The sequence below is a fragment of the Streptomyces sp. NPDC043878 genome (assembly GCF_056435735.1).
This window is the reverse complement of the sequence record NZ_JBWKDW010000017.1, coordinates 101,578-127,116: the sequence shown is the minus strand read 5'-3', so window position 1 is coordinate 127,116 and position 25,539 is coordinate 101,578. Positions and strand designations below refer to the sequence as shown.

At 72.0% G+C, this 25,539-nt stretch carries 23 protein-coding genes, 1 tRNA gene and 1 pseudogene; 16 read left to right on the top strand and 9 right to left on the bottom strand.

Going from position 1 to position 25,539, the window contains the following annotated elements; translation table 11 throughout:
* Positions 1-83 precede the first annotated feature (83 nt).
* The 4 genes and pseudogenes from AC07AZ_RS23750 to AC07AZ_RS23735 all read left to right on the top strand — a co-directional run bounded on the left by AC07AZ_RS23750 (position 84) and on the right by AC07AZ_RS23735 (position 3,164).
* On the top strand, positions 84-494 hold the full coding sequence (locus AC07AZ_RS23750; protein ID WP_478850871.1) for a hypothetical protein: 411 nt from the start codon (positions 84-86) through the stop codon (positions 492-494).
* Positions 491-1,378 carry a transcriptional regulator gene (locus AC07AZ_RS23745; protein ID WP_478850869.1) on the top strand — a complete coding sequence of 296 codons (888 nt, stop codon included), beginning with the start codon at positions 491-493 and terminating at the stop codon, positions 1,376-1,378. Before AC07AZ_RS23750 ends, AC07AZ_RS23745 begins: the two co-directional genes overlap by 4 nt.
* Positions 1,379-1,412: 34 nt before the next feature.
* Positions 1,413-2,012, top strand: a pseudogene (locus AC07AZ_RS23740) (roadblock/LC7 domain-containing protein); the annotation flags it as partial.
* Positions 2,013-2,789: 777 nt separating this feature from the next.
* Positions 2,790-3,164 (top strand): roadblock/LC7 domain-containing protein, encoded by a 375-nt coding sequence (locus AC07AZ_RS23735; protein ID WP_371670990.1) that lies wholly within the window; start codon positions 2,790-2,792, stop codon positions 3,162-3,164.
* Between the two features lie 16 nt (positions 3,165-3,180).
* On the opposite strand, the gene AC07AZ_RS23730 is transcribed toward AC07AZ_RS23735, so the two are convergent.
* The 3 genes from AC07AZ_RS23730 to AC07AZ_RS23720 form a co-directional block, all read right to left on the bottom strand.
* Complete coding sequence (locus AC07AZ_RS23730) at positions 3,181-3,774, bottom strand: hypothetical protein (RefSeq protein ID WP_478850866.1); 594 nt, start codon at positions 3,772-3,774, stop codon at positions 3,181-3,183.
* A gap of 146 nt (positions 3,775-3,920) precedes the next feature.
* Positions 3,921-4,793: a MurR/RpiR family transcriptional regulator gene (locus AC07AZ_RS23725; RefSeq protein ID WP_478850864.1), complete on the bottom strand. Its 873-nt coding sequence runs from the start codon at positions 4,791-4,793 to the stop codon at positions 3,921-3,923.
* Entirely contained in the window at positions 4,790-6,307 is a 1,518-nt protein-coding gene (locus AC07AZ_RS23720; RefSeq protein WP_478850862.1) for an aromatic amino acid ammonia-lyase, read from the bottom strand. The genes AC07AZ_RS23725 and AC07AZ_RS23720 overlap by 4 nt, the downstream gene beginning before the upstream one ends.
* A gap of 141 nt (positions 6,308-6,448) precedes the next feature.
* Here AC07AZ_RS23720 and AC07AZ_RS23715 point away from each other — a divergent pair, with 141 nt between their 5' ends.
* From AC07AZ_RS23715 to AC07AZ_RS23695, 5 genes are all read left to right on the top strand, one after another.
* Complete coding sequence (locus AC07AZ_RS23715; protein WP_478850860.1) at positions 6,449-7,507, top strand: ABC transporter ATP-binding protein; 1,059 nt, start codon at positions 6,449-6,451, stop codon at positions 7,505-7,507.
* The gene (locus tag AC07AZ_RS23710; RefSeq protein WP_478850858.1) at positions 7,504-8,145 is read left to right on the top strand and encodes an ABC transporter permease; all 642 of its coding nucleotides are present in this window, start codon (positions 7,504-7,506) and stop codon (positions 8,143-8,145) included. Before AC07AZ_RS23715 ends, AC07AZ_RS23710 begins: the two co-directional genes overlap by 4 nt.
* A 1-nt stretch (position 8,146) precedes the next feature.
* The gene (locus tag AC07AZ_RS23705) at positions 8,147-8,854 is read left to right on the top strand and encodes an ABC transporter permease (protein ID WP_478850856.1); all 708 of its coding nucleotides are present in this window, start codon (positions 8,147-8,149) and stop codon (positions 8,852-8,854) included.
* Positions 8,855-8,866: 12 nt separating this feature from the next.
* The gene (locus AC07AZ_RS23700) at positions 8,867-9,802 is read left to right on the top strand and encodes an ABC transporter substrate-binding protein (protein ID WP_478850854.1); all 936 of its coding nucleotides are present in this window, start codon (positions 8,867-8,869) and stop codon (positions 9,800-9,802) included.
* Between the two features lie 89 nt (positions 9,803-9,891).
* A complete protein-coding gene (locus tag AC07AZ_RS23695) occupies positions 9,892-10,320 on the top strand; it encodes a hypothetical protein (RefSeq protein WP_478851003.1) in 429 nt (142 codons plus the stop codon).
* Positions 10,321-10,342: 22 nt separating this feature from the next.
* Here AC07AZ_RS23695 and AC07AZ_RS23690 read toward each other — a convergent pair whose 3' ends face one another.
* Positions 10,343-10,498, bottom strand: coding sequence for a hypothetical protein (locus tag AC07AZ_RS23690; protein WP_478850852.1), 156 nt, complete (start codon positions 10,496-10,498; stop codon positions 10,343-10,345).
* 731 nt (positions 10,499-11,229) lie between these two features.
* On the bottom strand, positions 11,230-12,618 hold the full coding sequence (locus AC07AZ_RS23685) for a cystathionine beta-synthase (RefSeq protein ID WP_478850850.1): 1,389 nt from the start codon (positions 12,616-12,618) through the stop codon (positions 11,230-11,232).
* 313 nt (positions 12,619-12,931) lie between these two features.
* Between AC07AZ_RS23685 and AC07AZ_RS23680 the strand changes: the two genes are divergently transcribed.
* The 3 genes from AC07AZ_RS23680 to AC07AZ_RS23670 all read left to right on the top strand — a co-directional run bounded on the left by AC07AZ_RS23680 (position 12,932) and on the right by AC07AZ_RS23670 (position 16,496).
* Positions 12,932-13,981, top strand: a complete 1,050-nt coding sequence (locus AC07AZ_RS23680) for an SGNH/GDSL hydrolase family protein (RefSeq protein ID WP_478850847.1) — start codon at positions 12,932-12,934, stop codon at positions 13,979-13,981.
* 196 nt (positions 13,982-14,177) lie between these two features.
* A complete protein-coding gene (locus tag AC07AZ_RS23675; RefSeq protein WP_478850844.1) occupies positions 14,178-15,398 on the top strand; it encodes an acetyl-CoA C-acetyltransferase in 1,221 nt (406 codons plus the stop codon).
* Between the two features lie 315 nt (positions 15,399-15,713).
* Positions 15,714-16,496, top strand: coding sequence for a hypothetical protein (locus tag AC07AZ_RS23670; RefSeq protein WP_478850842.1), 783 nt, complete (start codon positions 15,714-15,716; stop codon positions 16,494-16,496).
* 218 nt (positions 16,497-16,714) lie between these two features.
* Here the strand turns inward: AC07AZ_RS23670 and AC07AZ_RS23665 are convergent, their stop codons facing one another.
* The gene (locus AC07AZ_RS23665) at positions 16,715-17,026 is read right to left on the bottom strand and encodes a hypothetical protein (RefSeq protein ID WP_478850840.1); all 312 of its coding nucleotides are present in this window, start codon (positions 17,024-17,026) and stop codon (positions 16,715-16,717) included.
* A 104-nt stretch (positions 17,027-17,130) separates the two neighbouring features.
* Here AC07AZ_RS23665 and AC07AZ_RS23660 point away from each other — a divergent pair, with 104 nt between their 5' ends.
* Positions 17,131-17,361, top strand: coding sequence for a DUF4287 domain-containing protein (locus AC07AZ_RS23660; protein WP_478850838.1), 231 nt, complete (start codon positions 17,131-17,133; stop codon positions 17,359-17,361).
* Positions 17,362-17,516: 155 nt separating this feature from the next.
* On the top strand, positions 17,517-19,097 hold the full coding sequence (locus tag AC07AZ_RS23655) for an IS1182 family transposase (RefSeq protein ID WP_478851001.1): 1,581 nt from the start codon (positions 17,517-17,519) through the stop codon (positions 19,095-19,097).
* Between the two features lie 60 nt (positions 19,098-19,157).
* Here AC07AZ_RS23655 and AC07AZ_RS23650 read toward each other — a convergent pair whose 3' ends face one another.
* From AC07AZ_RS23650 to AC07AZ_RS23640, 3 genes are all read right to left on the bottom strand, one after another.
* Complete coding sequence (locus AC07AZ_RS23650) at positions 19,158-20,054, bottom strand: Bax inhibitor-1/YccA family protein (RefSeq protein WP_478850836.1); 897 nt, start codon at positions 20,052-20,054, stop codon at positions 19,158-19,160.
* Positions 20,055-20,271: 217 nt separating this feature from the next.
* Positions 20,272-21,447, bottom strand: a complete 1,176-nt coding sequence (locus AC07AZ_RS23645; protein ID WP_478850834.1) for a 4-hydroxybenzoate 3-monooxygenase — start codon at positions 21,445-21,447, stop codon at positions 20,272-20,274.
* 272 nt (positions 21,448-21,719) lie between these two features.
* Positions 21,720-21,803 (bottom strand) — tRNA-Leu (locus tag AC07AZ_RS23640).
* A 394-nt stretch (positions 21,804-22,197) separates the two neighbouring features.
* On the opposite strand from AC07AZ_RS23640, the gene AC07AZ_RS23635 reads away from it, so the two are divergent.
* Together AC07AZ_RS23635 and AC07AZ_RS23630 are read left to right on the top strand one after the other, a co-directional pair.
* Complete coding sequence (locus tag AC07AZ_RS23635; protein WP_478850832.1) at positions 22,198-22,968, top strand: ABC transporter ATP-binding protein; 771 nt, start codon at positions 22,198-22,200, stop codon at positions 22,966-22,968.
* A 38-nt stretch (positions 22,969-23,006) separates the two neighbouring features.
* The gene (locus tag AC07AZ_RS23630) at positions 23,007-25,535 is read left to right on the top strand and encodes an ABC transporter permease (protein ID WP_478850830.1); all 2,529 of its coding nucleotides are present in this window, start codon (positions 23,007-23,009) and stop codon (positions 25,533-25,535) included.
* The last annotated feature ends 4 nt before the right edge of the window (positions 25,536-25,539 follow it).

Sequence of the window (25,539 nt, the reverse complement as noted above, 5' to 3'; positions counted from 1 at the left end):
AATGCCAGAACACTCACTCCCCACGCACACGTTGCGTAGTTTCGGCGTCACTCAGCCGAATCACCAGGCGGGAGGGAGCCACGGTGCCCGGAATCGACGAGTGTCTGCTGGAAGCGATGCGACTGCCCGGTGCCCGGGGCGCCGCGCTGGTCGACTGGACCAGCGGGCTGGCCCTGGGCACCGTCGGGGAGTCCCCGGGCGGCGATCACGAGGCGGCGGCCGCGGAGGCGGCCGAACTCGCGCGGCTGGCCGCCGAACAGCACGCCTTCGCACCCGCGGGCGAGACGGAGCAGGACTCGGCGGAGGCCGGGGCCGGGCCGCCGGTCGAGGACCTGATCCTCAGCAACCGGGACAGCTACCACGTGCTGCGGTTCGTGCCGACGTCCTTCGACAGCAGCGTCTTCCTGCACCTGTGGCTGGCCCGCGCGGACGGCAACCTCGCGCTGGCCCGCATCCGGCTGGGTGAGATGGCGGGACGGCTGGTGCTCGGATGACCGTCGTCAGAACCACTCCGCCGCCCCGCCTGCCCGTGCGGGACAAGGCCGCGGCCCAGGACCGCGGCTGGGGCGGCGTCTCACCGATGCTGACCCGGCTCGCCGCCGAGCGGGCCACCGGGGTCCTCGTCCGCGAGCGCGGCACGCTCCATCTCGCCGAGGGTCAGGTGGTGCACGCGGAGAGCCCCGCCGCTCCCGCCCTCGACGTGCTCCTCACCACCCGCGGCCCGCTCGGCGGCCCCGCCGTCCTCAGCACGGTCCCGGCCACGGACCTGCCGGCCGGCGTCGCCACCGTCACCGGCCCGCGGGGGGAGGCGGCGGGCGGGGCGGGCGGACGGCACCGCTCCGGGCGCGTCCCGGTCGACGGCGGCCGGCCCGCCCCGGGCGCGCTGGAGCTGTGCCACCTGGTCGCGCTGTACGACGCGGCGTACTTCGCCCTCGCGCCCAGCAGCACACCCGGCCGGTTCCGCTACGGCACCACGGAGACCCCGGGCGCCGTACGGCCCGTACCGGTGGCCGCCCTGGAACGCGAGACGCTGCGCCGCCGCGACCTGCTGCACCGCATCTGGCCCGACTCCACGACCGACGCCACCCCGCTGACACGGGCCGAGGCGGTCGCCGCCCCGGCGCTCACCCCCCGCCGGCAGGCGGTGCTGGCCCTGGTGGACGGCGTACGCACGGCGTCGGACATCGCGCGGGAGCTGGGCCGGCCGGCGTTCCACACGCTGGTGGACGTACGCCGGCTGGTGGCGGCCGGCGTGGTGGCGCCCCGTCCGCAGGCTCCCGCCCTGCCACCCCCGCCCGTGCTCGGCGCCCCCGGCGAACCGAGCGACCCCGACATCACGCTGCTGAAGAGGCTCAGGGATGCGCTGGAGGCCCTTTGAAAGGCAGCGACCTCGTGCCGAGAGGAGTGACCCGATGGCAGCGGAGGTGACGGCGAGGGAAGTCACGGCGGCAGAGGTGACGGCGGCGGAGGCGGAGATCCTGGACGAGCTGCGCCGGCTGCGCGCCCGCGTGCCGCAGCTGACCGGTTCCCTGGCCTCCGGTGTCGACGGACTCGTCCTCGCCCAGGACACCCCCGGTGTCGAACCGGCGGGGGTGGCGGCGCTGGCCGCGACCGCCCGTGGGGTCGCCGTCCAGCTGACGGACGCCACCGGTCACGGTGACTTCCGCGAGCTGCTGGTGCGCGGGGTGTACGGCTGCGTGGCGACGTACTCGGCGGGCCCCTTCGCCGTACTGACGCTGCTCGCCCAGGACCGCGTCAACGTCGGCCGCCTCCACCTGGAGGGGCGCCGGGCCGGTGCCCGCATCGGGGAGCTCGTCGTCGCGCCCGCCGCGCCGGCGCCCCGGGCACCGGCGCGGCCCCCGAAGCCCACGGCGAAGCCCGCCACGCGCGCCCCGGCGCGCACGACGGCCCGCGCCACTTCGAGGACCACCGCCAAGACCACCCCGCGGCCCGCCCCGAAACCCACCACGAACCCGGCCGCGGCCGAACCGGCCCCTACGACGAGCCGGGCGACCGGACCGTCCACCGGACCCGGACCGTCCACCGGAACCCATGCGGCCACCGGAACCGGCCCGGCCACCGGTCTGCCGTCCGGACCGGTCACCGCAACCGGCCCGGGCACCGCACCGCCCGCCGGAACCGGCCGGGGCACCGGCCCGTCCACCGAGCCGGTCACCGCGCCGCCCGCCGGACCGGTCACCGCACCGAGCGGCAGGCGGGCCACGCGGTCGGCCACCGGCACGACCCGGACACCGGCCGCGCCATCCGCCGACACACCGACGGCCGGTCCGTCAGCCACACCGACGGCCACACCGACGGCCGGTCCGTCAGCCACACCGACGGCCGGTCCGACGGCCGCACCGGCGGCCGGTCCGACGGCCGCACCGGCCGCGGGACCGGTGACCGCCCGTGTCACCGCACGAGTCACCGCCAGGATCACCGGCAACGCCACCGACCAGACTCGCACCCCGACCCTCGGCCCGGCCACCGTCCCACCACCCGAACCAGCCGCCCACCCGGCGACCGAACCGGCTCTCGAACCAGCCGTCGGCCCGGCGACCGAACCAGCCGTCGACCCGGCGACCGCCCCGGCCATCGACATGGCGACCGGCATGGCGACCAGCGTGGCCACCGATCCGGCCGTCGATCCGGCCACCGATCCCCCCACCGAGCCCAGCGACAAGCCGGCCGCCCAGACCAGCGCCACACGCACCAGAACCGCGCGCCCACCTCGCGGCACGTCCGCCAACGCGCGTACCACCACGGAAAGTTGAGAGGACCAGATCACCATGGCCAACACCGAGACCACCCTCAAAGAAGCTCTCGCCTCCATCGAGGGCGCCACCGGCGTCGCGCTCGTCGACTACACCAGCGGTATGGCGCTGGGCACCATCGGCGGCAGCAAGGGCTTCGACCTCAACGTCGCCGCGGCCGGCAACACCGACGTGGTACGCGCCAAGATGCGCACGATGGAGCACCTCGGTCTGAAGGCCGAGATCGAGGACATCCTGATCACCCTGTCCGACCAGTACCACCTGATCCGGCTGATCAGCGGCCGGGGCGGCAACGGCCTCTTCCTCTACCTGGTGCTCGACGCCAAGCGGGCCAACCTCGCGATGGCCCGCCACCAGCTGAAGAGGATCGAGGGGGATCTGGAGGTCTGACCCGGGGGGCCGGAGCTCACACCATCGCCGCGGTGCGGCGGCGGGCCCCGCCCGGGGCCGCGTCGCCCGCGGCGATGCCCGTGCCGCGGTACGCCCTGACGGGTTTGCCGGCCGGGCGTCCGCCCCGCGCGTCGAGCCAGTCGACGCGCACCCACAGCAGGGCCTCCCCGGCCCGCTCGCGCCGCCCCAGCCAGGCGGCCTTGAGCCGCAGCCCGGTGCCGCAGCCGGCGAGCAGCATGCCGCCCGCGGCGGGTACGGCGAACGCGCTGCCCAGCGCGGCGAGGAAGGCGAGCAGCAGCCACCAGCGGTGTCCCCGGCGCCAGTTGCGCACGGTCACCGCGCGGTCCTGGAGCACGTCGTGCCGGCCCGCGCGGGCGGCGCCCCGGGCGAGGTCGGCGTACCGCCCTCGCCCGCGGTACACCACGACGGCCGCGGCGACGATGAACAGCGCGGCGCCCGCCAGCACCCCGATCCTGCGGCCCGTGACGCCGGGCACCAGCACGCCGACGCCTCCCGCGAACACCCCGGCCCACCACAGGGGTGCGGCTCCGGCCCGTACGACCACGGCCACCCGAGCCAGCCCCTGACCTCCGCGTCCTGCACGTGCCACGTTGCGCCTCCTCGCCCTGGGCGACTTCCCTTTACGGCTTCCCGGTTACGGCTTTCCGGCCGCGCAGGATAGCGAGCGAAGGTGAGACGAGTCTGAGAGCGGACCGACGAGTTCGGGACACGGCGCACGAGCGGCCCCACGAGCCGTCACTCCACGAACAGCCCCCGGGCCACCGCGTTCGCGTCGAACTCCTCCAGCCGGGCCTGCGCGTCCGGCAGGTCGTCGCACATCGCCTCCAGGAGCACCCGGCCCAGCAGCATCGGGGCGCAGGCGGTGTCGAAGGCGAGGCCCGTGCCGACGGCGGCGGGCAGCAGCAGGTCGGACACCTTGGCGACGGGCGCGAACGCGGAGTCCGCGACGGTCACCACGGTCAGGCCCGCCTGCCGGGCGTAGGCGAGCGTGTCGAGCACCTCGCGCGGATGCCGGGGCAGCGCGAAGCACAGCAGGGTGGAGGCGCCGGCGCGGACGGCGGCGTCGATGCGGTCGTGGATCATCGTGCCGCCCTCGTTGAGCAGCCGTACGTCCGGATGGACCTTGGCGGCGAAGTACGCGAAGCCGTACGCCTGGGAGGCCGCGGCCCGCAGCCCGAGCACGGGCAGCGGCCGGGAGGCGGCGAGCAGCCGTCCCGCCCGCTGGAGCGGCCGCGGGTCGGCGAGGAGTTCCGCGAGGTGCCGCAGGTTCTCGATCTCGGCCTCGACGGCCTGCTGGTACTCGTTGTACGACGCCGGGTCCGCGCTCTGTTCGGCGGGCGCCACCTCCCGCAGGTGGCGGCGCAGGGCGGGGTAGCCGTCGAAGCCGAGGGCGACCGCGAAGCGGGTTACCGACGGCTGGCTGACCCCGGCCAGTTCGGCCAGCTCCACGCTGGACAGGAACGGCACGTCGGCCGCCCGCCGGACCATGCTGTGCGCGATGCGCCGCTGGGTCGGTGTCAGCCGGTGCCCCTCGAAGAGGGCCTGGAGCCGTGCGGCGGAGCTGTCCGCCACGCTCACTCCCGTACCCGTGTCCCTGTCCGCGCTCATGCCCCGCTCCCCCTCCAGATGTCCGTGAACCGGTCCAGCAGCCGGGCCGCCGCCGTCACGTCGTCCGTGAGCGGCCGGTCGGCCTGTTCCGCGTCGAGCACCGACTCGGCGAGCTCCAGCGCCCGGCCCACCGGAAGTCCCGGGTCGGGCCGGAGGTCGCGCTGGCGCAGCGCCCGTACGGCGGCGACGAGTTCGCAGCCGACGACGAGACGGTACGCGCCGCAGGCACGCAGCGTCTGCCGGGCGGCGAGCGAGGCGAAACTGGCCTGTTCCTCGACGCCCCGGGAGAGTACAGCGTGGCCGAGCGACGCGGGTGCCGAGAAGGCCCGCAGGTCACCGAGGGCGGCCCCGGCGGCGTACTCCAGGATCATCACGCCGGACGAGGCGGGTTCCAGGTCGGCGAGGAAGGGCCGCAGCCGGGTGTAGGCGGGTTCGTTCAGGGTGGAGAGCCGGGAGGTCGACAGCCGTGCCACCTGTGTGACCGAGAGCCTGAAGTGGTCCAGGGCGAGCGCCAGTTGGGCCTGGTAGAAGCCGCCGTGGTGGTAGGCGGCGAGGTCCTGGGGGGAGATGAGGGGGTTCTCGGCGGCGGCGTTGATCTCGATGGCGAGCACCTCCTCCAGGGCGTCGGCGGCGTCGTGCGCGGGACCGTGGATCTGGGGCAGGCAGCGGAAGCCGTACGGGTCCTGGATGCGGCCGAGGGGCGGGGTGGGCCGGTCGGCGGCGCCGATCAACTCCCGCATGCGGCGGGCGACTTCGACGCTGCCCCGGTGTGGGCGGGCGGCGTGCACGGGGGCGGCGTACGCCTCGTGCGAGCCGTCGACGGCGAGCAGGGACAGGGCGCCGACGACCTGGGTGGCGGCGACGAGGCCGCGCAGTTCGTGCAGGGCGAGCGCGGACTGGCCGAGCGTGAGGGCGTTGCTGCTGATCAGCGCGAGGGCGTCGTTGTTGTCGAGGGACTGGGGTTCGGGTGCGGCGGCGCCGCGCCACGGGTGCTCCCCCACCAGTGCGAGCCCCAGCTGGGCCAGAGCGGCGAGATCTCCGGTGCCGACCGAGCCGAACTCGTTGACGACCGGATACGCCCCGCTCTCCAGCGCCTCGCACAGGGCGGTCACGACACCGGGCCGCAGTCCGGCGCCACCGGCGAGCAGTTGGTTGGCGCGGACGGCGAGCATGGCCCTGATCTGCCGGGCGGGCAGTTCCCCGCCGATGGCGCCGGCGTGGCTGCGCAGCAGCCGCAGGCCGTGTTCGGCGGCCGCCTCGGTGGGCACGTCCTCGTTCCGGTTGGCGCCCACGCCGGTGGAGCGGCCGTAGACGCGTCCGGTCGCGGCGATCCGGCGGGCGGCGTCCCAGGAGTCGGTCATCCGCGCCACCGCGTCGGCGTCGGGGGCCGGCAGCGCGGTCGCGTCGGCGAGCCGGACGACGTCCACGACCGCGAGACCACGCCCGTCGAGGACGACGGGACCGGAGTCCCCGGACGCCGTGGAAGCCGGTACGTCCACGATCTGAGACGACATAAGGCCACAGACTCCCTTCGACCCGGACACTCGATCTTGCCTGCCGGTCATCCGTACCTCGGATTAACACCAGGGCATTGACAACCTATTCAGACACCAAGAACTCTGCATGAGGTTATACAGCCGGGCAAGGGACAACTCATGATCCAGTTCGACGCGGTCCACAAGCGCTTCCCCAACGGCACGACAGCAGTCCACGATCTCTCCCTCGACATGCCGGAAGGCGGCGTGACCGTCCTCGTCGGATCCTCCGGTTGCGGCAAGACCACCACCCTGCGCATGGTCAACCGGATGGTCGAACCGACCTCCGGCACCATCCGGGTCGGCGGCAGGGACGTCACCCGGCAGGACGCCGCCGAACTGCGCCGCTCCATCGGGTACGTCATCCAGCAGTCGGGGCTCTTCCCGCACCGCACGGTCCTCGACAACATCGCCACCGTGCCGCTGCTGCTCGGCTGGGGCCGCCGCAGGGCGCGGGCCAGGGCCGCCGAACTGCTGGAGACCGTCGGTCTCGCCGCCGACGCCGGGCGGCGCTACCCGCACCAGCTCTCCGGCGGCCAGCAGCAGCGGGTCGGCGTCGCCCGAGCGCTCGCCGCCGACCCGCCGGTGCTGCTCATGGACGAGCCGTTCGGCGCCGTCGACCCGGTCGTGCGCACCCAGCTCCAGGACGAACTGCTCCGACTCCAGCAGGAGTTGAACAAGACCATCGTCTTCGTCACGCACGACATCGACGAGGCCGTCCGGCTCGGTGACCGCATCGCCGTCTTCCGCACCGGCGGCCACCTCGTGCAGTGCGCGGCCCCCGCCGAACTCCTCGCCCGCCCGGCCGACGACTTCGTGGCCGACTTCCTCGGCGCCGAGCGCGGCCTCAAGCTGCTCTCGCTGAAGACCCTCGCCGGCGTCCCGCAGGGCCCGGCCCCCGAGGGCGGCGCCTGGACCCTCGTCCTCGACGCGGCACGCAAGCCGCTGCACTGGTCCGCCGACAGGACGCGGGACGAACTGCCCGTACGGCCGCTCACCGACGGCGACTCCCTGCTGTCGGCGCTCAACGAGTCCGTCGCCTCCCCCACCGGCCTGGTCGCCCGCGTCGACGCCGACGGCGTCCTCACCGGTGTCACCTCCCGCGACGACATCCACGCCCACGCGGGCCGCGCCCACACCGAGGCCCGGACCTCCACGGACACCGGCGTGGCCGCATGAGCGTCGACTGGTCGTGGATATCCGGCCACACCGACGACCTGACCACCCTCACGGTCTCCCACCTCCAGGCCGCCCTCACCGCCGTGCTGCTCGGCCTGCTGGTCTCGCTGCCCCTCGCCGTGGTGGCCCACCGCGTCCGCTTCCTGCGCGGCATCCTCCTCGGGCTCTCGAACGTCCTGTTCACGATCCCGTCCATCGCGATCTTCGTACTGCTGCTGCCGGTGACCGGACTGACCCGCACCACGACCGTCGTCGGCCTGACCGTCTACACCCTGGTCGTCCTGCTGCGGAACACGGTCGAGGGCCTCGACTCCGTCCCCGCCAAGACCAGGGAGGCGGCCAGGGCGATGGGCACGCGCCCCCTGCGCACGCTGCTGACCGTCGAACTCCCGCTCGCCCTTCCGGTGATCATGGCGGGCGTGCGCATCGCGACCGTGATGTCGATCTCCCTGGTCTCGGTGGCCACCTACCTCGGCGACGGCGGTCTCGGCCAGCTCTTCACCGACGGCTTCCAGCGCGACTTCCCGACCCCGGTGATCGCGGGGGTGGTCCTCACGATCCTGCTCGCGGTGCTCGCGGACGCCGTCCTGGTCGCCGTCCAGTACGTCCTGACCCCGTGGAAGAGGCGGCGAGCCTGAGATGTACGAACTCATGAAGAACCTCGGCGCCTGGCTCACCAGCGGCGCCCAGTGGTCCGGCGCCGACGGCATCGCCCACCGGGTCGCCGAGCACCTCCAGTACTCGCTGCTCGCCACCCTCGTCGCCGCGGTGATCGGCCTCCCGCTGGGCCTGCTGATCGGCCACACCGGCCGCGGCGCGTTCCTCGCCATCAACCTCGCGTCCTTCGGCCGCGCCCTGCCCACGGTCGGCCTGGTGGTCCTGGTCTTCCTGGCCAGCGGCCTGTCCATGTGGCCGGTGTACATCGCGCTGGTCGCCCTCGCGGTGCCTTCGATCGTCACCAACACCTACGCGGGCATGAGCGCCGTCGACCCCGACGTGAAGGACGCGGCCCGCGGCCAGGGCATGCGCGGCCACCAGGTGCTGCTGCGGATCGAACTCCCGCTCGCGCTCCCGCTGATCATGACGGGCCTGCGTCTCGCGCTCATCCAGGTGGTCGCCACCGCCACGATCGCCGCGTACGTCTCCTTCGGCGGGCTGGGCCGCTACGTCTTCGACGGTCTCGCGCAGCGCGACCTCGTCCAGGTCCTCGGCGGGGCGGTCCTGGTCGCCGCGGTCGCCGTCGTCCTGGACCTGGCGCTGGCCGGCCTCCAGCGCTTCCTGTTCCTCCCCCGCTCTCGACGCCGCTCGGGCGGGGGGACCCCCACCCGCAACGCCCACACCGCCTAGGGAACCCCCGACATGAACCGACGCACCCTCCTCGGCGGCCTGTTCGCGGCCGCCTCCGTCCCCGCCCTCGCCGCCTGTGGGGGCGGCATCACCTCCCTCGACAGCCAGGGCACCGGCGCGTCCGGCGGCGGCGGCTCCAGCAAGGGCGGAGTCACCATCGGCACCGCCAACTTCACCGAGAACCAGGTGCTGGGCTACCTCTACGCGGCCGTCCTGGAGCAGGCAGGCGTGAAGGTGAAGGTCCGCCCCAACCTCGGCACCCGGGAGATCGTCTTCCCCGCCCTCAGGAGCGGCGACATCGACCTCCTGCCCGAGTACCAGGGCGCTCTGCTCACCTACCTCGACCCCAGGTCCACGGTCGCGGAGCCGGGCTCGATGCAGAACGCCCTGGCCCTCGCTCTCCCGGCCGGCCTCCAGGTCCTGCCGTACGGCATGGCCGAGGACTCGGACGCCTTCGTCGTCACCCGCGAGACCGCGCGGAAGTACGGCCTGACCTCCCTCGCCGATCTGAGGAAGCGGAACGGCGAGCTCGTCCTCGGCGCCGCCGCCGAGATGAAGACGCGCCAGGTCGGTGTGGTCGGCCTGAAGGACGTGTACGGCGTCGAGTTCAAGGAGTTCAGGTCGCTCGACTCCGACGGCCCGCTGGTCAAGGGCGCCCTGAAGAAGGGAGACGTGGACGTGGCGAACCTGTTCACCACCGACACCGACATCAAGGCCAACGACTGGGTGGTCCTGACCGACCCGCAGAACCTGGTTCCCAGCCAGCACATCGTCCCCCTCATCGCCGACCGCAAGGCCGACGACACGGTCCGCAAGGCCCTCGCGAAGCTCGGCAACGTCCTGACCACCGCCCAGCTCACCGAGCTGAACCGCCAGGTGGACAAGGACAAGAAGGACCCTCAGGACGTGGCGAACGCGTTCGCGAAGCAGCACGGTCTGGCGGCGTAGCCGGGAGGTCGGCGGCCCCCGCCCGAACAGGGGGGCTATCCCCAGTGCGGCCGCCGTGACCGCTGCCTAGCCTGGTCGGCATGACCGGAATGGAAGCTCGGGACATCGAGCTGAAGAAGGAACTCAACGTCACCCTGCAAGCCCGCAGGGAACTGGGCGAGGACTACGAGTCGGCGCTGGTCGACTCGTTCCTGGAGAAGGTCGACCAGCGTATCGACGACGCCGTGGAGCGCCGGCTGCGCAGGCAGTTCGCCGAGCGGCGGATGGTGGCGGCCCGGGGCTCCCGGTCGCCGCAGGCCACCGACTCCTGGGGCGAGCGCTTCGGGTTCGGCATCGTCTCGCTGGTCCTGGCGATCCCGCTGTCCGCGATCGGCGGCGCCCTCGGCCACCTGCCCGGTCTGTTCGCCGCCTGGGCCGGCATCGTCGGGGTCAACGCCTTCCAGGCCGTCCGCACCAACCCCGGTCTCTTCGGCGGCATGCGCCGCAGGGTCGCGGAGGACGGCGACTGGAAGGACTGACCGCGCCGCCGCCCGCCCGGACTCACGCCTGCCGGGTGGGCAGCACCACGATCTGCCGCTGGTTCACCCGGCGCGGCCGGCTCGCCACGTACGCCACGTACGCCACGTACGCCACGTACGCCACGTACGCCACGTACGCCACGTACGCCACGTACGCCACGTACGCCACGTACGCCACGACGTCGGCGTCCTCCTCTGACGCCAGCCCGTCCAGCGCCTCGAACGTGTCCTCGACCTCGTCGCACGGTTCGTCGCCGCCGATGTGCGGCGTCGGCTCGTTCTCGGTCAGTCCGGGCTCGATGTCGGTGACCCGGACGTCCCGAGGCCCGAACTCGGTGCGCAGGGACGTGAAACACGTCCGGCACCAGGTGGGCGGGCCTGCTCACGCCGCCGTACGAGACGGTGACGGTCCCGGCCGACCCGGAGCAGACGATCGTGGTCCACACACCGCAACCGGATTCGTGGACAGCGGAGAGGCCGGCCTTGCTCGGCAGTGGGAAAGCCGCCACCTCGACCGTCGGCTGAGCGGCCGCGCCGGCGAGCGCCACCTCCGCGGGAGCGGCGCCGGTTCAGGCGCAAAGGGTGTGCGCGGGGACCGCCGCACCCCCGTTACCGGGGGGCGGGACGACGGCGGTCCCCGCGGAGGACGCGTGCCGGGTCAGGGCCGGGCGTGCGCGTCCATGGCGTCCATGGAGGTCCGGGAGCCGCTCCGGAGGTCCTTGACGCCGTTTCGGTGCCGGCTGGGCGGGGAGCCGCTCCCGCCCTGCCGACATCCACCAATGTGCCGGAGCCGTGTTAAGCGGGTGCTGCGCGTACGTGACACGCTCGTACCACTTCTGCGAAGTCCACCTTTTCGGTGGGAAACCGCAAGTTCGGCACCGGCACCGGCGGTTCACCGCAGGTTTCCCGTTACTTTCCGCCCCGGGCGAGGAAGGCCAGCAGGTCCTGCCGGCTGACCACGCCGGTCGGCTTGCCCTCGACGAGGACGATCGCCGCGTCCGCCGAGCCCAGCACGGTCATCAGGTCGCCGACCGGCTCACCGGAGCCGACCTGCGGCAGCGGCGCCGACATGTGCTTCTCCAGCGGGTCCTCCAGCGACGCCCGCTGGGTGAACAGGGCGTCCAGCAGCTCCCGCTCGACGACCGAGCCCACGACCTCGGCGGCCATGACGTCCGGGTGACCGGCGCCCGGCTTCACGATCGGCATCTGGGAGACGCCGTACTCGCGCAGCACCTCGATGGCCTGGCCGACGGTTTCGTCCGGGTGCATGTGCACGAGGGAGGGGATGGCGCCGTGCACCTTGTCGCTGAGGACGTCGGCGACGCGGGCGCTGGTGCCCTCGTTCTCCAGGAAGCCGTAGTCGGCCATCCACTCGTCGTTGAAGATCTTCGAGAGGTAGCCGCGGCCGCTGTCGGGCAGCAGGACGACGACGACGTCGTCGGGGCCCAGCCGCTCGGCGACGCGCAGCGCGGCGACGACGGCCATCCCGCAGGAGCCGCCCACCAGCAGGCCCTCCTCCTTCGCGAGCCGCCGGGTCATCTGGAAGGAGTCCTTGTCGGACACCGCGACGATCTCGTCGGCGACCGTCCGGTCGTAGGCGCTCGGCCAGAAGTCCTCGCCGACGCCCTCCACGAGGTACGGCCGCCCGGAGCCGCCGGAGTACACGGACCCCTCCGGGTCGGCGCCGACGACCTGGACCCGGCCGTCACTGGCGTCCTTCAGGTAGCGCCCGGTGCCGGAGATGGTGCCGCCGGTGCCCACACCCGCCACGAAGTGGGTGATCCGCCCCTCGGTCTGCTCCCACAGCTCGGGGCCGGTGGAGTGGTAGTGGGAGAGCGGGTTGTTCGGGTTGGAGTACTGGTCGGGCTTCCAGGCGCCGGGCGTCTCGCGCACCAGGCGGTCGGAGACGTTGTAGTAGGAGTCCGGGTGCTCGGGATCGACGGCGGTGGGGCAGACGACCACATCGGCCCCGTAGGCCCGCATCACGTTGATCTTGTCGAGGGACACCTTGTCGGGGCACACGAAGATGCACTTGTAGCCCTTCTGCTGGGCCACGATGGCGAGCCCGACCCCGGTGTTGCCGCTGGTCGGCTCGACGATGGTGCCGCCCGGCCTGAGCTCGCCGCTCTCCTCGGCCGCCTCGATCATGCGCAGGGCGATGCGGTCCTTCACGGAACCGCCGGGGTTGAAGTACTCCACCTTGGCCAGGACGGTCGCCCGAATGCCCTTGGTCACGCTGTTGAGCCTCAGCAGCGGGGTGTTGCCGACGAGGCTGATCATCGAGTCGTGGAATTGCACCGTTGTCTCCGGATGCTTGCAAAAGAAGTGGTCGTAGTGGTTCCGCCAGCCTAAGGGCTGCCGTCGGATTCCCGGTGTTCCGCGGTTCCGGGGCCCGGGGTGGGCCACGCGGGTGGTTCGGCGCGCTGCGGGGTGCGGGTGGTTCGGCTCGCTGCGGGGTGCGGCCGGCGCCGCGGAGGGCAGGGGGTGTCCGACGGCTGGGCCGACCGCCGCTCCGGCACCCGTGACGGTCGTTCACCGCCTGTGGGGATTGGGCGACGGTGCGTGCGGGGCAAGCAGTGGGTGTACCGGTACGTGGAGGTGGCGGCGACGTATGACGAGCATGTCGAGAGCGAGAGTGGCCCGGCGCATCGCGGCCGGCGCGGCCTACGGCGGTGGCGGGATCGGTCTGGCCGGGGCGGCGGCGGTCGGTCTGGTGCTGGCCGAGGTGCGGATGGCCAGGCGGCAGGTGGGCAACGGCTCGGCACCCCATGTGCCGAACGCGCAGGGGCTGTACGGCCTCGGGTACTCCGTCCCGGGTGAGCCGCCGCTGCGGCTGGCGATGCTGGGTGACTCGACGGCGGCGGGCCAGGGCGTGCACCGGGGTGGGCAGACGCCGGGCGCGCTGCTGGCCTCGGGGCTGGCGGCGGTGGCCGAGCGCCCGGTGGAACTGCGCAACCTGGCTCTGCCCGGGGCCTGCTCCGACGACCTGGACCGGCAGGTCGCGCTCGCCCTGTCGGATCCCACCCGGGTGCCCGACGTCTGCGTCATCATGATCGGCGCGAACGACGTGACCCACCGGATGCCGCCGACCCGTTCGGTGCGTCACCTCTCGGCGGCGGTACGGCGGCTGCGCACGGCCGGCGCCGAGGTCGTCGTCGGCACGTGTCCCGACCTGGGCACCATCGAGCCGGTTCAGCAGCCGCTGCGGTGGCTGGCCCGGCGGGCGTCCCGCCAGCTGGCGGCGGCGCAGACCATCGGGGCGGTGGAGCAGGGCGGCCGCACGGTGTCGCTGGGCGACCTGCTCGGCCCCGAGTTCGAGGCGAACCCGCGGGAGCTGTTCGGTCCGGACAACTACCACCCCTCCGCGGAGGGCTACGCGACGGCGGCGATGGCGGTGCTGCCCACCGTCTGCGCGGCCCTGGGCCTGTGGCCGGCCGACGAGGAGCGTCCGGACGCCTCCCGCCGCGAGGGCTTCCTGCCCGTGGCCCGGGCCGCCGCGGAGGCGGCCTCGGAGGCCGGTACGGAGGTCGCGGCCGCGATGCCGAGCGGTTCGAAGGGGCCCTGGGCCCTCCTCAAGCGCCGCCGCCGCAGGCTGCCGGCGGTGGTGCGGGTCGACGAGCCGGTGGGCGGGTCGCACGACACGGACGGAGCGGAGACCTGAGGGCGGGGTCGCACGACACGGACGGAGCGGAGACCTGAGGGCGCGTCTGCTCGCGTACCCGCGGCGCGCACCGCGCGAGCCGACCTAAGCAAGCGCTTGGAAAAGAGGTCCGCATCACACCCGTATGGCGGTGACCACGGGCTTACGTACAGGTAACTTGCCCCGTAAGCCCCTCCCGTCGTCGTCTGGAGCCGTGATGCCCGAAGCCGTGATCGTCTCGACCGCCCGCTCCCCCATCGGCCGCGCTTTCAAGGGCTCCCTCAAGGACCTGCGCCCCGACGACCTGACCGCCACGATCATCCAGGCGGCGCTCGCCAAGGTCCCGGAGCTCGACCCCCGGGACATCGACGACCTGATGCTCGGCTGCGGCCTGCCCGGCGGCGAGCAGGGCAACAACCTCGGCCGGATCGTGGCCGTGCAGATGGGGATGGACCACCTCCCCGGCTGCACGATCACCCGCTACTGTTCCTCGTCGCTCCAGACGAGCCGCATGGCCCTGCACGCCATCAAGGCCGGCGAGGGCGACGTGTTCATCTCGGCCGGTGTCGAGCTGGTCTCCCGGTTCGTCAAGGGCAACTCCGACAGCCTCCCCGACACGCACAACCCGTTCTTCGCCGAGGCCGAGGCGCGCACCGCCGCGGTCGCGGAGCAGGAGGGCACCAGCTGGCACGACCCGCGCGAGGACGGCCTGGTGCCCGACGCCTACATCGCGATGGGCCAGACCGCCGAGAACCTGGCCCGCCTCAAGGGCGTCACCCGTCAGGACATGGACGAGTTCGGCGTCCGCTCGCAGAACCTCGCCGAGGAAGCCATCAAGAACGGCTTCTGGGAGCGCGAGATCACCCCGGTCACGCTGCCCGACGGCACGGTCGTCGCCAAGGACGACGGCCCGCGCGCCGGCGTCACCCTGGAGGGCGTCCAGGGCCTCAAGCCGGTCTTCCGCCCCGACGGCATGGTCACGGCGGCGAACTGCTGCCCGCTGAACGACGGCGCGGCCGCCCTGGTGATCATGTCCGACACCAAGGCCGCCGAGCTCGGCCTGACCCCGCTGGCCCGGATCGTCTCCACCGGCGTCTCCGGCCTCTCCCCCGAGATCATGGGCCTCGGCCCGGTCGAGGCGAGCAAGCAGGCCCTGCGCCGCGCGGGCCTCACCATCGGCGACATCGACCTGGTCGAGATCAACGAGGCGTTCGCCGCCCAGGTGATCCCCTCCTACCGCGACCTGGACATCCCGCTGGACAAGCTGAACGTCAACGGCGGCGCCATCGCCGTCGGCCACCCCTTCGGCATGACCGGCGCCCGGATCACCGGCACGCTGATCAACTCGCTCCAGTTCCACGACAAGCAGTTCGGCCTGGAGACGATGTGCGTCGGCGGCGGCCAGGGCATGGCGATGGTCATCGAGCGCCTCAGCTGACCACCTCTTCCCCTCCCCCGGACCGTCGCTGAACACCTGTCAGTAGTCAGCCCGGGACCGTGCGTCACCCATCGGCCCGGAACCTGGGAAACCCCAAGGTTCTGGGCCGATTTGTGATCCAATCTCCCCCAGGATGTGACCTATCTCGCCCAGAACAGGATTCGCCCAGGTCAGAGCCGCCACACCCCCTACCCCCCGACTCAAAGTCCTGCCCGTTTCGTGACGTTACGCACTGACAGCGGGATGGTCCGCCCTTCAAGCTGATGTAGGAAGTCGGGGGTCGACTTTTGAACCGGGAGTACGTCAGTGAGCGCCATGCCCATCGCTTTGCTGCTCACCACGGCCGCCACAGGCGCCGTGGGCGTCGCCGTCCTGCGCACCCTCATGGTGCTGCGCCGACAGGTCGCGGCGCTGCACACGGAACTGGCGCAGAGCAACGCGGCCGCCCTCCGCGGCCGGGTGCCCGCCGCCCGTCTCGCCGCGGACGTCGACGAGATACGCGCCGCCGTGGCCGAGGCGCTCGCCGAGGAGCGGGAGCGTGAGCTCGCCGAGGCGCGGGCGTTCTGGGCCGCCCAGGAGTCCCGTGACGCCTCCGACGCGCCCAGCCTGCTGGGCCTGCCGGACAGTGAGCTGTTCCTGCCCCGCCACACCGACTTCGTGGGCCTGGAGCCGCTGGAGACGGTGACCGAGCCGGGCACGGACGCCGACGAGTTCGCCGGGGAGTCCCCGGAACTGGCCGCGGCCCGCCGTCGCCACCCCTCGCACCCGGACTTCGTGCCGGTCGCGTCACCGGCCGGCAACGACCATGAGCGTACGGTCGCCACCCTGGAGGAACTGGCCGCCTCCCACGTGGAACTGGCCGACGTCCGCCCGGGCCCGCTGGGCACCCTCGACGTCTACGTCTTCGCGGACGGCACGACGCTGTGCATGACCCCGGGCCACCGCGAGACGGCGGAACGCCTCGCCGCCGCCCTCCGCGCCGGCCTCACCCCGACCCTGCTCGGCGGCTCCGGCATCTCGGGCGCCTACACCCTGACCTTCGCCTGCGGCGAGGAAAACGTCTACATCCTCGCCGACCGAGTCATAGCCAGCCTCTGACCAACCCCGGCGCCAGGACCGCGAACAACTCCGCGACAGGCGAACCCACCCCACCCCCAGGGGCCGCGGGCAACCGCGCGACAAGCCCCACGCACCCGCACGCGGAACCCAGGCCGACCCGCCCCGCCCCAGGGGCGCGGGCAACCGCGCGACGAGCCCCACCCACCCGCACGCGCAAGCACACCCGCACCCGCGACCTCGGGCCGGACGGGCATCCGTCAAACCCCCGCCCGCTTCTGCGCCTCCTCCACCATCCGCACCGCCTCCGCGACCTCCCCGTCACTGCGCAGCACAAGCGCTACATCGTGCACCGCGACGGTGATCTGGTCGGCCGCGGCGAACATCCCCGCGTCAGGCATCTCCCGCGGCGGAGCCCCGGGGTCCTCGACCCGCTGTGCCCACCGGGCCAACTCCCTGGCCAGCGCCAGCGCTTCCGCGGCGGCACTGCGCTGCAACCGGCTCTGCGGAGCGGCACGCAGACGGTCGGCGAAGTGATCCACCGCGCGGACGAGAGGCGTCGTATCAACCACGCCGCGAGACTACGCGCCGCACCGCGACTGTTGCCAACGCGCCGACGCTGAGGCACGGTGACCTGAAGGACCGGCTTATATCCCCTTTGCGTCCGGAGGCGCCGATGTCCCAAGTCTTCTCCCAGGAGACCCACCGCAACATGCTCGCCCGCATTCCCCACTGCACCGGTCGTGAGGTGTCCGACTGGCTGCGCACCGTCGACGAAGGCCCCGCTCTCTTCCGCTTCGAGGAGAAGGTCAGCTGGCTCCGCGCCGAGCACAACCTCGCGTACGGCCACGCCAAGGCGATCATTCACGAGTACGACCTGAGGAGGGCCGCGCGCAAACTGCTCTAGGCGCGCACGTCTGGACAGCGAAAGGGCCCCGGGTGAACCCGGGGCCCTTTCGTGGTGCGGCGGAGCCGGTGCCGCGACAGGCACTAGAAGTCTGATGAAGATCTTGGGTTCTGGCCCTGCCGCGTCAGCGGCAGGGCCAGACTCGTTATGTGGCGATGGGTGAGTGGGTCGGCGAGAGTGTCGGGCCGGACGTGTGGGAGACCTGCCGGGATCTGATCCCGGCCGGGAGCGTGTTCGCGTTCCTGGCCGAGCACCGCGGCGAGCTGTTCCCGGCGGCGATGTTCGCGGACATGTACCCGTCGGCGAACGGACGGCCGAGCATGCCGCCGCAGATCCTGGCCGCTGCGATCACCTTGCAGGCCCTGCACGGGCTGTCGGACTTCGAGACGGTGCAGGAACTGCGGTGCGACCTGCGGTGGAAGGCTGCCTGCGGGCTGGGCCTTCACGACATGGCGTTCGACCCGTCGCTGCTGGCCTACTTCCGCCGCCGGCTGGCCCGTTCCGCCCGCCCGAACCGGATCTTCGAGGCCGTGCGCGAGGTCGTGAAGGCCACCGGCGTACTCAAGGGCAAGCACCGCCGGGCGCTGGACTCCACCGTGCTGGACGACGCGGTCGCCACCCAGGACACCGTCACCCAGATCATCGCCGCCGTCCGCGCGGTGATCCGCGAAGTCCCCGCAGCGGCCGAGGTGGCAGCGGTGCAGTGCACCGCCCACGACTACACCGACCCGGGCAAACCGAAGATCGCCTGGAACGACGAGCAGGCCCGCGCCGAGCTGGTCGACGCGCTGGTCACCGATGCGCTGCGGCTGCTGGGCCACCTGTCCGAACAGCAACTGGCGGAGAAAGCCGCGAACGCGGTGGGCATCTTGGCCCTGGTCGCCGGCCAGGACGTCGAGCCCGCCGATGACTCCGACGGCCGCGACGGCCGCTGGCGCATCACCAGGGGCACCGCCCCGAACCGGATGGTCTCCACCGTCGATCCCGAAGCCCGCCACGTCCACAAGACCCGCAGCCACCAGCAGGACGGCTTCAAGGCCCACCTGGCCGTCGAGCCCGAGACCGGCTTATACACCGCCGTCGCTCTGCGGCCCGGCGCCGGGCTCGAGCACCACGAGGCCGCAGTGGGTCTTGAGCTGCTCGCCGACGAGGACACTCCGGTGGACGCCTTCGGTGACACGGCTTACTCCACCGGTGACGCCCGCCAGGCCCTGGACCGGGCCGGACACCGGCTGTTCCTCAAGCCCGCCCCGCTGCGGCCCGCCGTCCCCGGCGGCTTCACCCTCGACGACTTCGCCATCGACACCACCGCCGCCCTCGTGACCTGCCCGGCCGGACACACCGTGGCCCTGTCCGACCCCGGCGGGCAGCACCACCAACGCAAAGCCTCCTTCGGCAACTTATGCACCGGATGCCACCTGCGCGAGCAGTGCACCAAAGCCAGGGCCGGACGCATCCTGACCATCCGCCCGCACCACGACCTCCAGACAGCCGCCCGCCACCAGGCCGCCACCGACCCCGGCTGGCAGACCGACTACCGCCGCTGGCGGCCCCCGGTCGAACGCGCCGTCGCCTGGCTCGTCCACCACGGCAACCGAAAACTCCGCTACCGCGGCACCCTCAAGAACGACACCTGGCTCCACACCCGAGCCGCCGCCCTCAACCTCCGCCGACTGATCAACCTCGGACTCACCCACATCGACGGCGCCTGGCACCTCGCCCCAGCCACCACATAACGAAGAGGAGCCATCCGGCCTCCGGCCGGACAGCCCCTCAACAAGATCTTCATCAGCCTTCTAGTCGCTGCTGTTGAGGATCGCGATGATCCTCAGGAACTCCATGTAGATCCACACCAGGGTCAGCGTCAGGCCGAAGGCCGCGAGCCAGGCCTCCTCGCGCGGCGCGCCGTAGGCGATGCCGTCCTCGACCTGCTTGAAGTCGAGGGCGAGGAAGCAGGCGCCGAGCAGGATGCCGATGACACCGAACACGATGCCGAGCGGGCCGCTGCGGAAGCCGAGGCCGTCACCGCCGCCGAAGACGGCGAACAGCAGGTTGACCGTCATCAGCAGGACGAAGCCGAGGGCGGCCGCCATCACGAAGCCGTAGAAGCGCCGGTTGACGCGGATCCAGCCGGCCTTGTAGGCGACCAGCACGCCGGCGAAGACCGCCATGGTGCCGATCACGGCCTGCATGGCCGCGCCACTGGCGATGCGGTCGTCGACGATGTTGGAGACGACGCCGAGGAAGACGCCCTCGAAGGCCGCGTACGACAGGATCAGCGCGGGCGAGGCCTTGCGCTTGAAGGACTGCACGAACGCCAGGACCATGCCGATCAGCGCGGCGCCGATGGCGAAGCCGTACGAGCGGTTGATGTTGGCGTCGTCCACGGGCAGCAGCGCCCACGCGAGCGCGGCGGTGACGATGAGGACACCGAGCGTCGACGCGGTCCGCAGAATGACGTCGTCGATCGTCATCCGCCCGGTGGTGGCCGGGGCCTGCGGCGGAGCGGCGTACTGCAGGTCCTGCTGGGCGTAGGGGTTCTGCGCGTAGGGGTTGCCGGACGGCTGGGCGTACGGGTTGCCCGGCTGCGTGCCGACTGCGGGGCCCCCGGCCTGCGGCGCGGTGTTGAAGCCCGCGTAGCCGTTGTCGCGGCTGAACCCCCGTCGCGAGAAGACCGGGTTTCTGCTCCTCATTTCACTCCTCCATGGCCACGGTCGTGGCCTTGGCCACAAGAGTAATAGGTAGGCAAAGGATTGACCCTACTGCTTGGGGAGGATCTTTCCCTCGTCGTGCTGCGCAACACGCTACGCGGATCTCTGATTCCCAGGACCGGAGGGGCTCATTCATGACCAAGCCGCGACACGTCCGGAACCGTCCGGAGATCCCGCTCCCGGATCACCCGATCGAGCGTCACCCGAACGGGAACCCGGTGTACGCCTCGGCGAGGTCCGCCTCGGCCGCCCGGGAGGACGTGAGCCGCTCCAGACGGGCCAGCTGGAGGCGCTCCTCGAAGCCGGTCGCGCCGGGCGCCCGGTGCAGGAGGGTCGTCATGTCGTAGGAGAACCGCTCGGCCTGCCAGACGCGGCGCAGACAGGTCGCGGAGTAGGCGTCGAGGAGTCCGGCCGAGCCCGTCTCCCTTTCGTACGTCAGTGCCCTCGCGAAGGTGACGACGTCACCGACGGCGAGGTTGAGGCCCTTGGCGCCCGTGGGCGGCACGATGTGCGCCGCGTCGCCGGCGAGGAAGAGGCGGCCGTGCCGCATCGGCTCGTGGACGTAGGAGCGCATCGGGGTGACGGACTTCTGGGTGATCGGGCCGCGCCGCAGCCGCCAGTCGTCGGCGGTCTCGAAGCGGCGCTCCAGCTCCGCCCAGATGTCGTCGTCGCTCCACTCGGCGGCGTCCGTGCCCTCGGGCACCTGGAGGTAGAGGCGGGACACCGTCGGGGAGCGCATGGACAGCAGGGCGAAGCCGCGGTCGTGGCGGGCGTAGACGAGCTCGTCGTGGGAGGGCGGGACGTCGGCGAGGATGCCGAGCCAGCCGTAGGAGTAGGTCCGCTCGAAGACGCGGCCCGTGCCGTCGGGGAGCGCGCCGCGGGAGACGCCCCGGAAGCCGTCGCAGCCGACGACGTAGTCGCAGTGCAGGACGTCCTCGCGGCCCTCGTGCCGGAACCGCACGCGCGGGCTGTCGCTCTCCGCGCCCTCCACGGCGAGGGCCTCCGCCTCGAACAGCAGCGGGCCGCCGTCCTTGAGCTGGAGGGCGATGAGGTCCTTGCAGACCTCGGTCTGGGCGTAGACCGTCACGGACCGGCCGCCGGTGAGGGCGGGGAAGTCGACGCGGTGGCGCCGCCCGGCGAACCGCAGCTCGATGCCGTCGTGCCGGAGCCCCTCGCGGTCCAGGCGCCCGGCGGCCCCGGCCGCGCGCAGCACGTCCACCGTGCCCTGTTCGAGGATGCCGGCCCGCTGGCGCTGTTCGACGTAGGCCCGGTCGCGGCTCTCCAGGACGACCGAGTCGATCCCGGCGTTGTGGAGCAGCCGGGCGAGGAGCAGGCCGGCGGGGCCGGCTCCGATGATGCCGACGGTGGTGCGCATCGGTCGTTCCCTTCGGTCATGGTCATGCTCATGGTCGCGGGTGCTGTTTCGGGATGCGGGTTGCGGGTCCGCCAACCCTGTTCGCATAGTGAAGTTTTTTTCACTTCATCAGTGAGTCTCGGACCGTGCGGGTCGGCTGTCAACGGTCAGGGGTCGGCTGTCGACGGCCGCGCGGTGAAGTCCGCGCGCCGTGAAGTCCGCGCGCCGTGAAGTCCTCAATGGAGGATGCAGCGAAACGGACCGCGCGTGGCGGCCCGCGAAAACGTCGGAGGTGCCCGGAGCCGGACTTGAACCGGCACGCCCACTGAGGGGCAGCGAGGTTTAAGCTCGCCGTGTCTGCATTCCACCATCCGGGCAGGCCGTGGGCTCCGCGTCGAGGTGCCGAGCCTATCGGGATACCTCCCCCGAACTGCGGCCGGGCAGCGCGATGTTGTCTTATTTTATTGAGTTCTGAGGGTGCATCAGCCCCCGGAACGGGCCATCCGCACTTGCCAGTAGCGTTCCGTGCGGCGCCGGGCCGCGCATGCGGAATGACGGAATTTCACCGTCCGAACAAGGGCGCTCCACCCGTTCTCGACAGACCCCTCCTCAGGGTGGGCCGTCATCCCCAGGTATGACGTGAGCGCGCCCGGTCCGACCGCAGGCTGCCTTCGGAACCGGAACAGCGGCTGACTACACGCCAGCGATCCACGGACAGGATGGGACCCGTCCCCTTCCTCTGCATCGCCGTCCCGACAGGAGCGTCTCCTCGTGACCACCTCATCCATCGCCGGCCGGACCACCACCGTGGCCGCACGCGCCACGGATCTGTCGAAGATCTACGGACAGGGCGAGACCCAGGTGGTCGCTCTCGACCGGGTCTCCATCGACTTCCCGCAGGCCGAGTTCACGGCGATCATGGGCCCCTCCGGATCCGGCAAGTCCACGCTGATGCACTGCGTGGCGGGTCTGGACACCTTCTCCTCCGGCTCGGTGCGCATCGGCGAGACCGAACTGGGCTCCCTCAAGGACAAGCAGCTGACCAAGCTGCGCCGGGACAAGATCGGCTTCATCTTCCAGGCGTACAACCTGCTGCCCACTCTGACGGCCCTGGAGAACATCACCCTCCCCATGGACATCGCGGGCCGCAAGGCGGACAAGGAGTGGCTGGAGAACGTGATCCGGATGATCGGGCTGGCCGACCGGCTCGGCCACCGGCCCGCCCAGCTGTCCGGCGGCCAGCAGCAGCGCGTGGCCGTCGCCCGCGCCCTGGCCTCCCGGCCCGACATCATCTTCGGTGACGAGCCGACCGGGAACCTCGACTCCCGGGCGGGTGCCGAGGTCCTGGGCTTCCTGCGCAACTCCGTGCGGGAGCTGGGGCAGACGGTGGTGATGGTGACCCACGACCCGGTGGCGGCGGCGTACGCGGACCGGGTGGTGTTCCTGGCGGACGGGCGGATCGTCGACGAGGTGTACGGGCCGACGGCCGACTCGGTGCTCGACCGCATGAAGCAGTTCGACGCCAAGGGCCGCACGAGCTGACGCTCCCCCACCTCCACCCGCCCGGACAGAGAGAACCCATGTTCCGTACCGCCCTGCGCACCGTACTCGCGCACAAGGCCCGGCTCCTGATGACCGTGCTCGCCGTGATGCTCGGCGTGGCCTTCGTGTCGGGGACCCTGGTCTTCACCAACACCATCTCCGACGCGTACCAGAAGAGCTCCGCCAAGGGTTTCGGCCAGGTCGACGTCGCCGTCGTGGCCGAGAGCCAGGAGGACAAGGGCGACCGTATCGGCAGGACCTCCGAGCTGACCCGGGCGATGCTCGACAGGAGCGCCCGGGTCCCCGGTGCCGCGTCCGCCACCGGCGTCGTCAGCGGCTTCACCGCCATCGCCGACAAGCACGGCAAGCTCGTCGGCGGCGGCTTCCAGTCGCGGGGCGGGAACTACTGGGGCGCGAAGGACGCCCGCTATCCGCTGGTCGAGGGACACGCCCCGAAGGGCGCCGGCGAGGTCCTCATCGACTCGGCCACCGCCCGGCGCACCGGGTACGGGGTCGGCGACACCGTGCGCCTCTCGGTGGACGGCCCGGTCCTCACCCCGAAGGTCACCGGCGTCTTCTCCACCGACGACGGCAACGTCGCGGCCGGCGGCAGCCTCGCCCTGTTCGACACCGCGACCGCGCAGCGCCTCTTCGGCAAGCCGGGCAGCTACGACGAGATCGACGTGCGGGCGGCGCCGGGCACCAGTCAGGCGGCGCTGAAGAGCGCACTGGACAAGGCCCTGCCCAGGGACCGCACGGAGACCACCACCGGGCAGGAACTCGCGGACGCGCAGGCGAAGTTGATCTCCGCCTCCATGTCGGGCCTCAAGCAGGGCCTGCTGGTCTTCGCCGGCATCGCGTTGTTCGTCGGTACGTTCATCATCGCCAACACCTTCACCATGCTGGTCGCCCAGCGGACCAGGGAACTGGCGCTGATGCGCGCGGTCGGCGCCTCGCGCAGGCAGGTCACCCGGTCGGTGCTCCTGGAGGCGTTCGTGGTCGGTGCCGTCGCGGCCGTCGCCGGTCTGGTCGCGGGCGTCGGTATCGGCGCCGGACTGCGCTCGCTGATGGGCTCGCTCGGCGCGACGGTCCCCGACGGCCCGCTGGTCGTCTCCCCCGGCACGGTCGTCGCCGCGTTCGCGGTCGGCATCCTCGTCACCATGCTGGCGGCCTGGCTGCCGGGCCGCCGGGCCGCGAAGATCCCGCCGGTGGCCGCGATGAGCAGCCTGCACGCCCCGGCCACCACCAAGTCGCTGGTCCTGCGCAACACGCTGGGCGCGCTGTTCAGCGGGGCGGGCGTCGCGGTGGTCCTCGCGGCCCGGACGATGGAGGGCTCCGACGGCCAGGCCCCCATGGGCGTCGGCGCGGTCCTGCTGATCATCGGCGTCTTCATCCTCACCCCGCTGCTGTCCCGCCCGCTGATCGCGGCCGCGGCGCCGGTCCTGCGCGGGTTCGGCATCGCGGGCAAGCTGGCCCGCCAGAACTCGGTCCGCAACCCCCGCCGTACGGCCGCCACCGCGTCCGCGCTGATGATCGGCCTGACCCTCATCACCGGTATGACGGTGATGGCGGGCAGCCTCCAGCGGTCGATCGACAAGATGGCGTCGGCGGCGATCAGCGCCGACTACGTGGTGTCCATGGCCAACGGCAACGAGCTCTCCCCGGACGTGCGGAGCAGGCTGGCGCGGGTCGACGGCGTCACCGCCACCAGCCCGCTGCGCAACGCGGCCGCCCGCATCGACGGCACCACCGAGTACGTCACCGCGGTCGACGGCGGCGCGATCGGCGACCTCACCAGGCTGAAGGTCGACGAGGGTTCCTTCACGGTCGGCGGCACCCAGGTCGTCGCGGACGCCGACACCGCCAAGTCACACAAATGGAAGGCCGGTTCGGTCTTCACCGTCTCCTACGAGGACGGCCACAGGCAGCGGCTGACGGTCGCCGGGATCTACGAGGGCAACGAGATGATCCAAGGCATCATGCTGGACACCTCGGCGCTGGCCCCGCACCAGTCGGATCCGGCCGACATGCAGGTCATGGTGAAGACGTCCGGCGGCGCGTCCGACGCGACGAAGAACCGTCTGGAGAAGGCCCTCGGCCTCAACCCGGCCATCAAGGTCCAGGACAAGAAGGACCTCTCCGAGGACATCGCGCAGATGTTCACACTGATGCTGAACATGGTCTACGGCCTGCTGGCGATGGCGGTGATCGTGGCGGTCCTCGGTGTGATCAACACCCTGGCCATGTCGGTCTTCGAACGCTCGCAGGAGATCGGCATGCTGCGCGCGATCGGCCTGGACCGCAAGGGCATCAAGCGGATGGTCCGCCTGGAGTCCCTGGTCATCTCCCTGTTCGGCGCGGTCCTGGGCATCGGACTGGGCGTGTTCTTCGGCTGGGCGGCCGGGGAGCTGCTCGGCGCGAGGATGGCGACGTACGAACTCGTCCTGCCCTGGGCCAGGATGGCCGTCTTCCTCCTGCTGGCGGGGACGGTGGGTGTGCTGGCGGCGCTGTGGCCGGCCCGGCGGGCGGCCCGGCTGAACATGCTGTCGGCGATCAAGTCCGAGTAGCCGC

What these genes read in the sequence shown, in the direction of transcription:
- AC07AZ_RS23745 (WP_478850869.1), top strand. Translation starts at nt 491, where the DNA reads ATGACCGTCGTCAGAACCACTCCGCCGCCCCGCCTGCCCGTGCGGGAC.
- AC07AZ_RS23725 (WP_478850864.1), bottom strand. Translation starts at nt 4,793, where the DNA reads ATGAGCGCGGACAGGGACACGGGTACGGGAGTGAGCGTGGCGGACAGC.
- AC07AZ_RS23695 (WP_478851003.1), top strand. Translation starts at nt 9,892, where the DNA reads ATGGAAGCTCGGGACATCGAGCTGAAGAAGGAACTCAACGTCACCCTG.
- AC07AZ_RS23660 (WP_478850838.1), top strand. Translation starts at nt 17,131, where the DNA reads ATGTCCCAAGTCTTCTCCCAGGAGACCCACCGCAACATGCTCGCCCGC.
- AC07AZ_RS23680 (WP_478850847.1), top strand. Translation starts at nt 12,932, where the DNA reads ATGACGAGCATGTCGAGAGCGAGAGTGGCCCGGCGCATCGCGGCCGGC.
- AC07AZ_RS23630 (WP_478850830.1), top strand. Translation starts at nt 23,007, where the DNA reads ATGTTCCGTACCGCCCTGCGCACCGTACTCGCGCACAAGGCCCGGCTC.
- AC07AZ_RS23645 (WP_478850834.1), bottom strand. Translation starts at nt 21,447, where the DNA reads ATGCGCACCACCGTCGGCATCATCGGAGCCGGCCCCGCCGGCCTGCTC.
- AC07AZ_RS23710 (WP_478850858.1), top strand. Translation starts at nt 7,504, where the DNA reads ATGAGCGTCGACTGGTCGTGGATATCCGGCCACACCGACGACCTGACC.
- AC07AZ_RS23705 (WP_478850856.1), top strand. Translation starts at nt 8,147, where the DNA reads ATGTACGAACTCATGAAGAACCTCGGCGCCTGGCTCACCAGCGGCGCC.
- AC07AZ_RS23650 (WP_478850836.1), bottom strand. Translation starts at nt 20,054, where the DNA reads ATGAGGAGCAGAAACCCGGTCTTCTCGCGACGGGGGTTCAGCCGCGAC.
- AC07AZ_RS23675 (WP_478850844.1), top strand. Translation starts at nt 14,178, where the DNA reads ATGCCCGAAGCCGTGATCGTCTCGACCGCCCGCTCCCCCATCGGCCGC.
- AC07AZ_RS23700 (WP_478850854.1), top strand. Translation starts at nt 8,867, where the DNA reads ATGAACCGACGCACCCTCCTCGGCGGCCTGTTCGCGGCCGCCTCCGTC.
- AC07AZ_RS23720 (WP_478850862.1), bottom strand. Translation starts at nt 6,307, where the DNA reads ATGTCGTCTCAGATCGTGGACGTACCGGCTTCCACGGCGTCCGGGGAC.
- AC07AZ_RS23670 (WP_478850842.1), top strand. Translation starts at nt 15,714, where the DNA reads ATGCCCATCGCTTTGCTGCTCACCACGGCCGCCACAGGCGCCGTGGGC.
- AC07AZ_RS23655 (WP_478851001.1), top strand. Translation starts at nt 17,517, where the DNA reads ATGGGTGAGTGGGTCGGCGAGAGTGTCGGGCCGGACGTGTGGGAGACC.
- AC07AZ_RS23735 (WP_371670990.1), top strand. Translation starts at nt 2,790, where the DNA reads ATGGCCAACACCGAGACCACCCTCAAAGAAGCTCTCGCCTCCATCGAG.
- AC07AZ_RS23715 (WP_478850860.1), top strand. Translation starts at nt 6,449, where the DNA reads ATGATCCAGTTCGACGCGGTCCACAAGCGCTTCCCCAACGGCACGACA.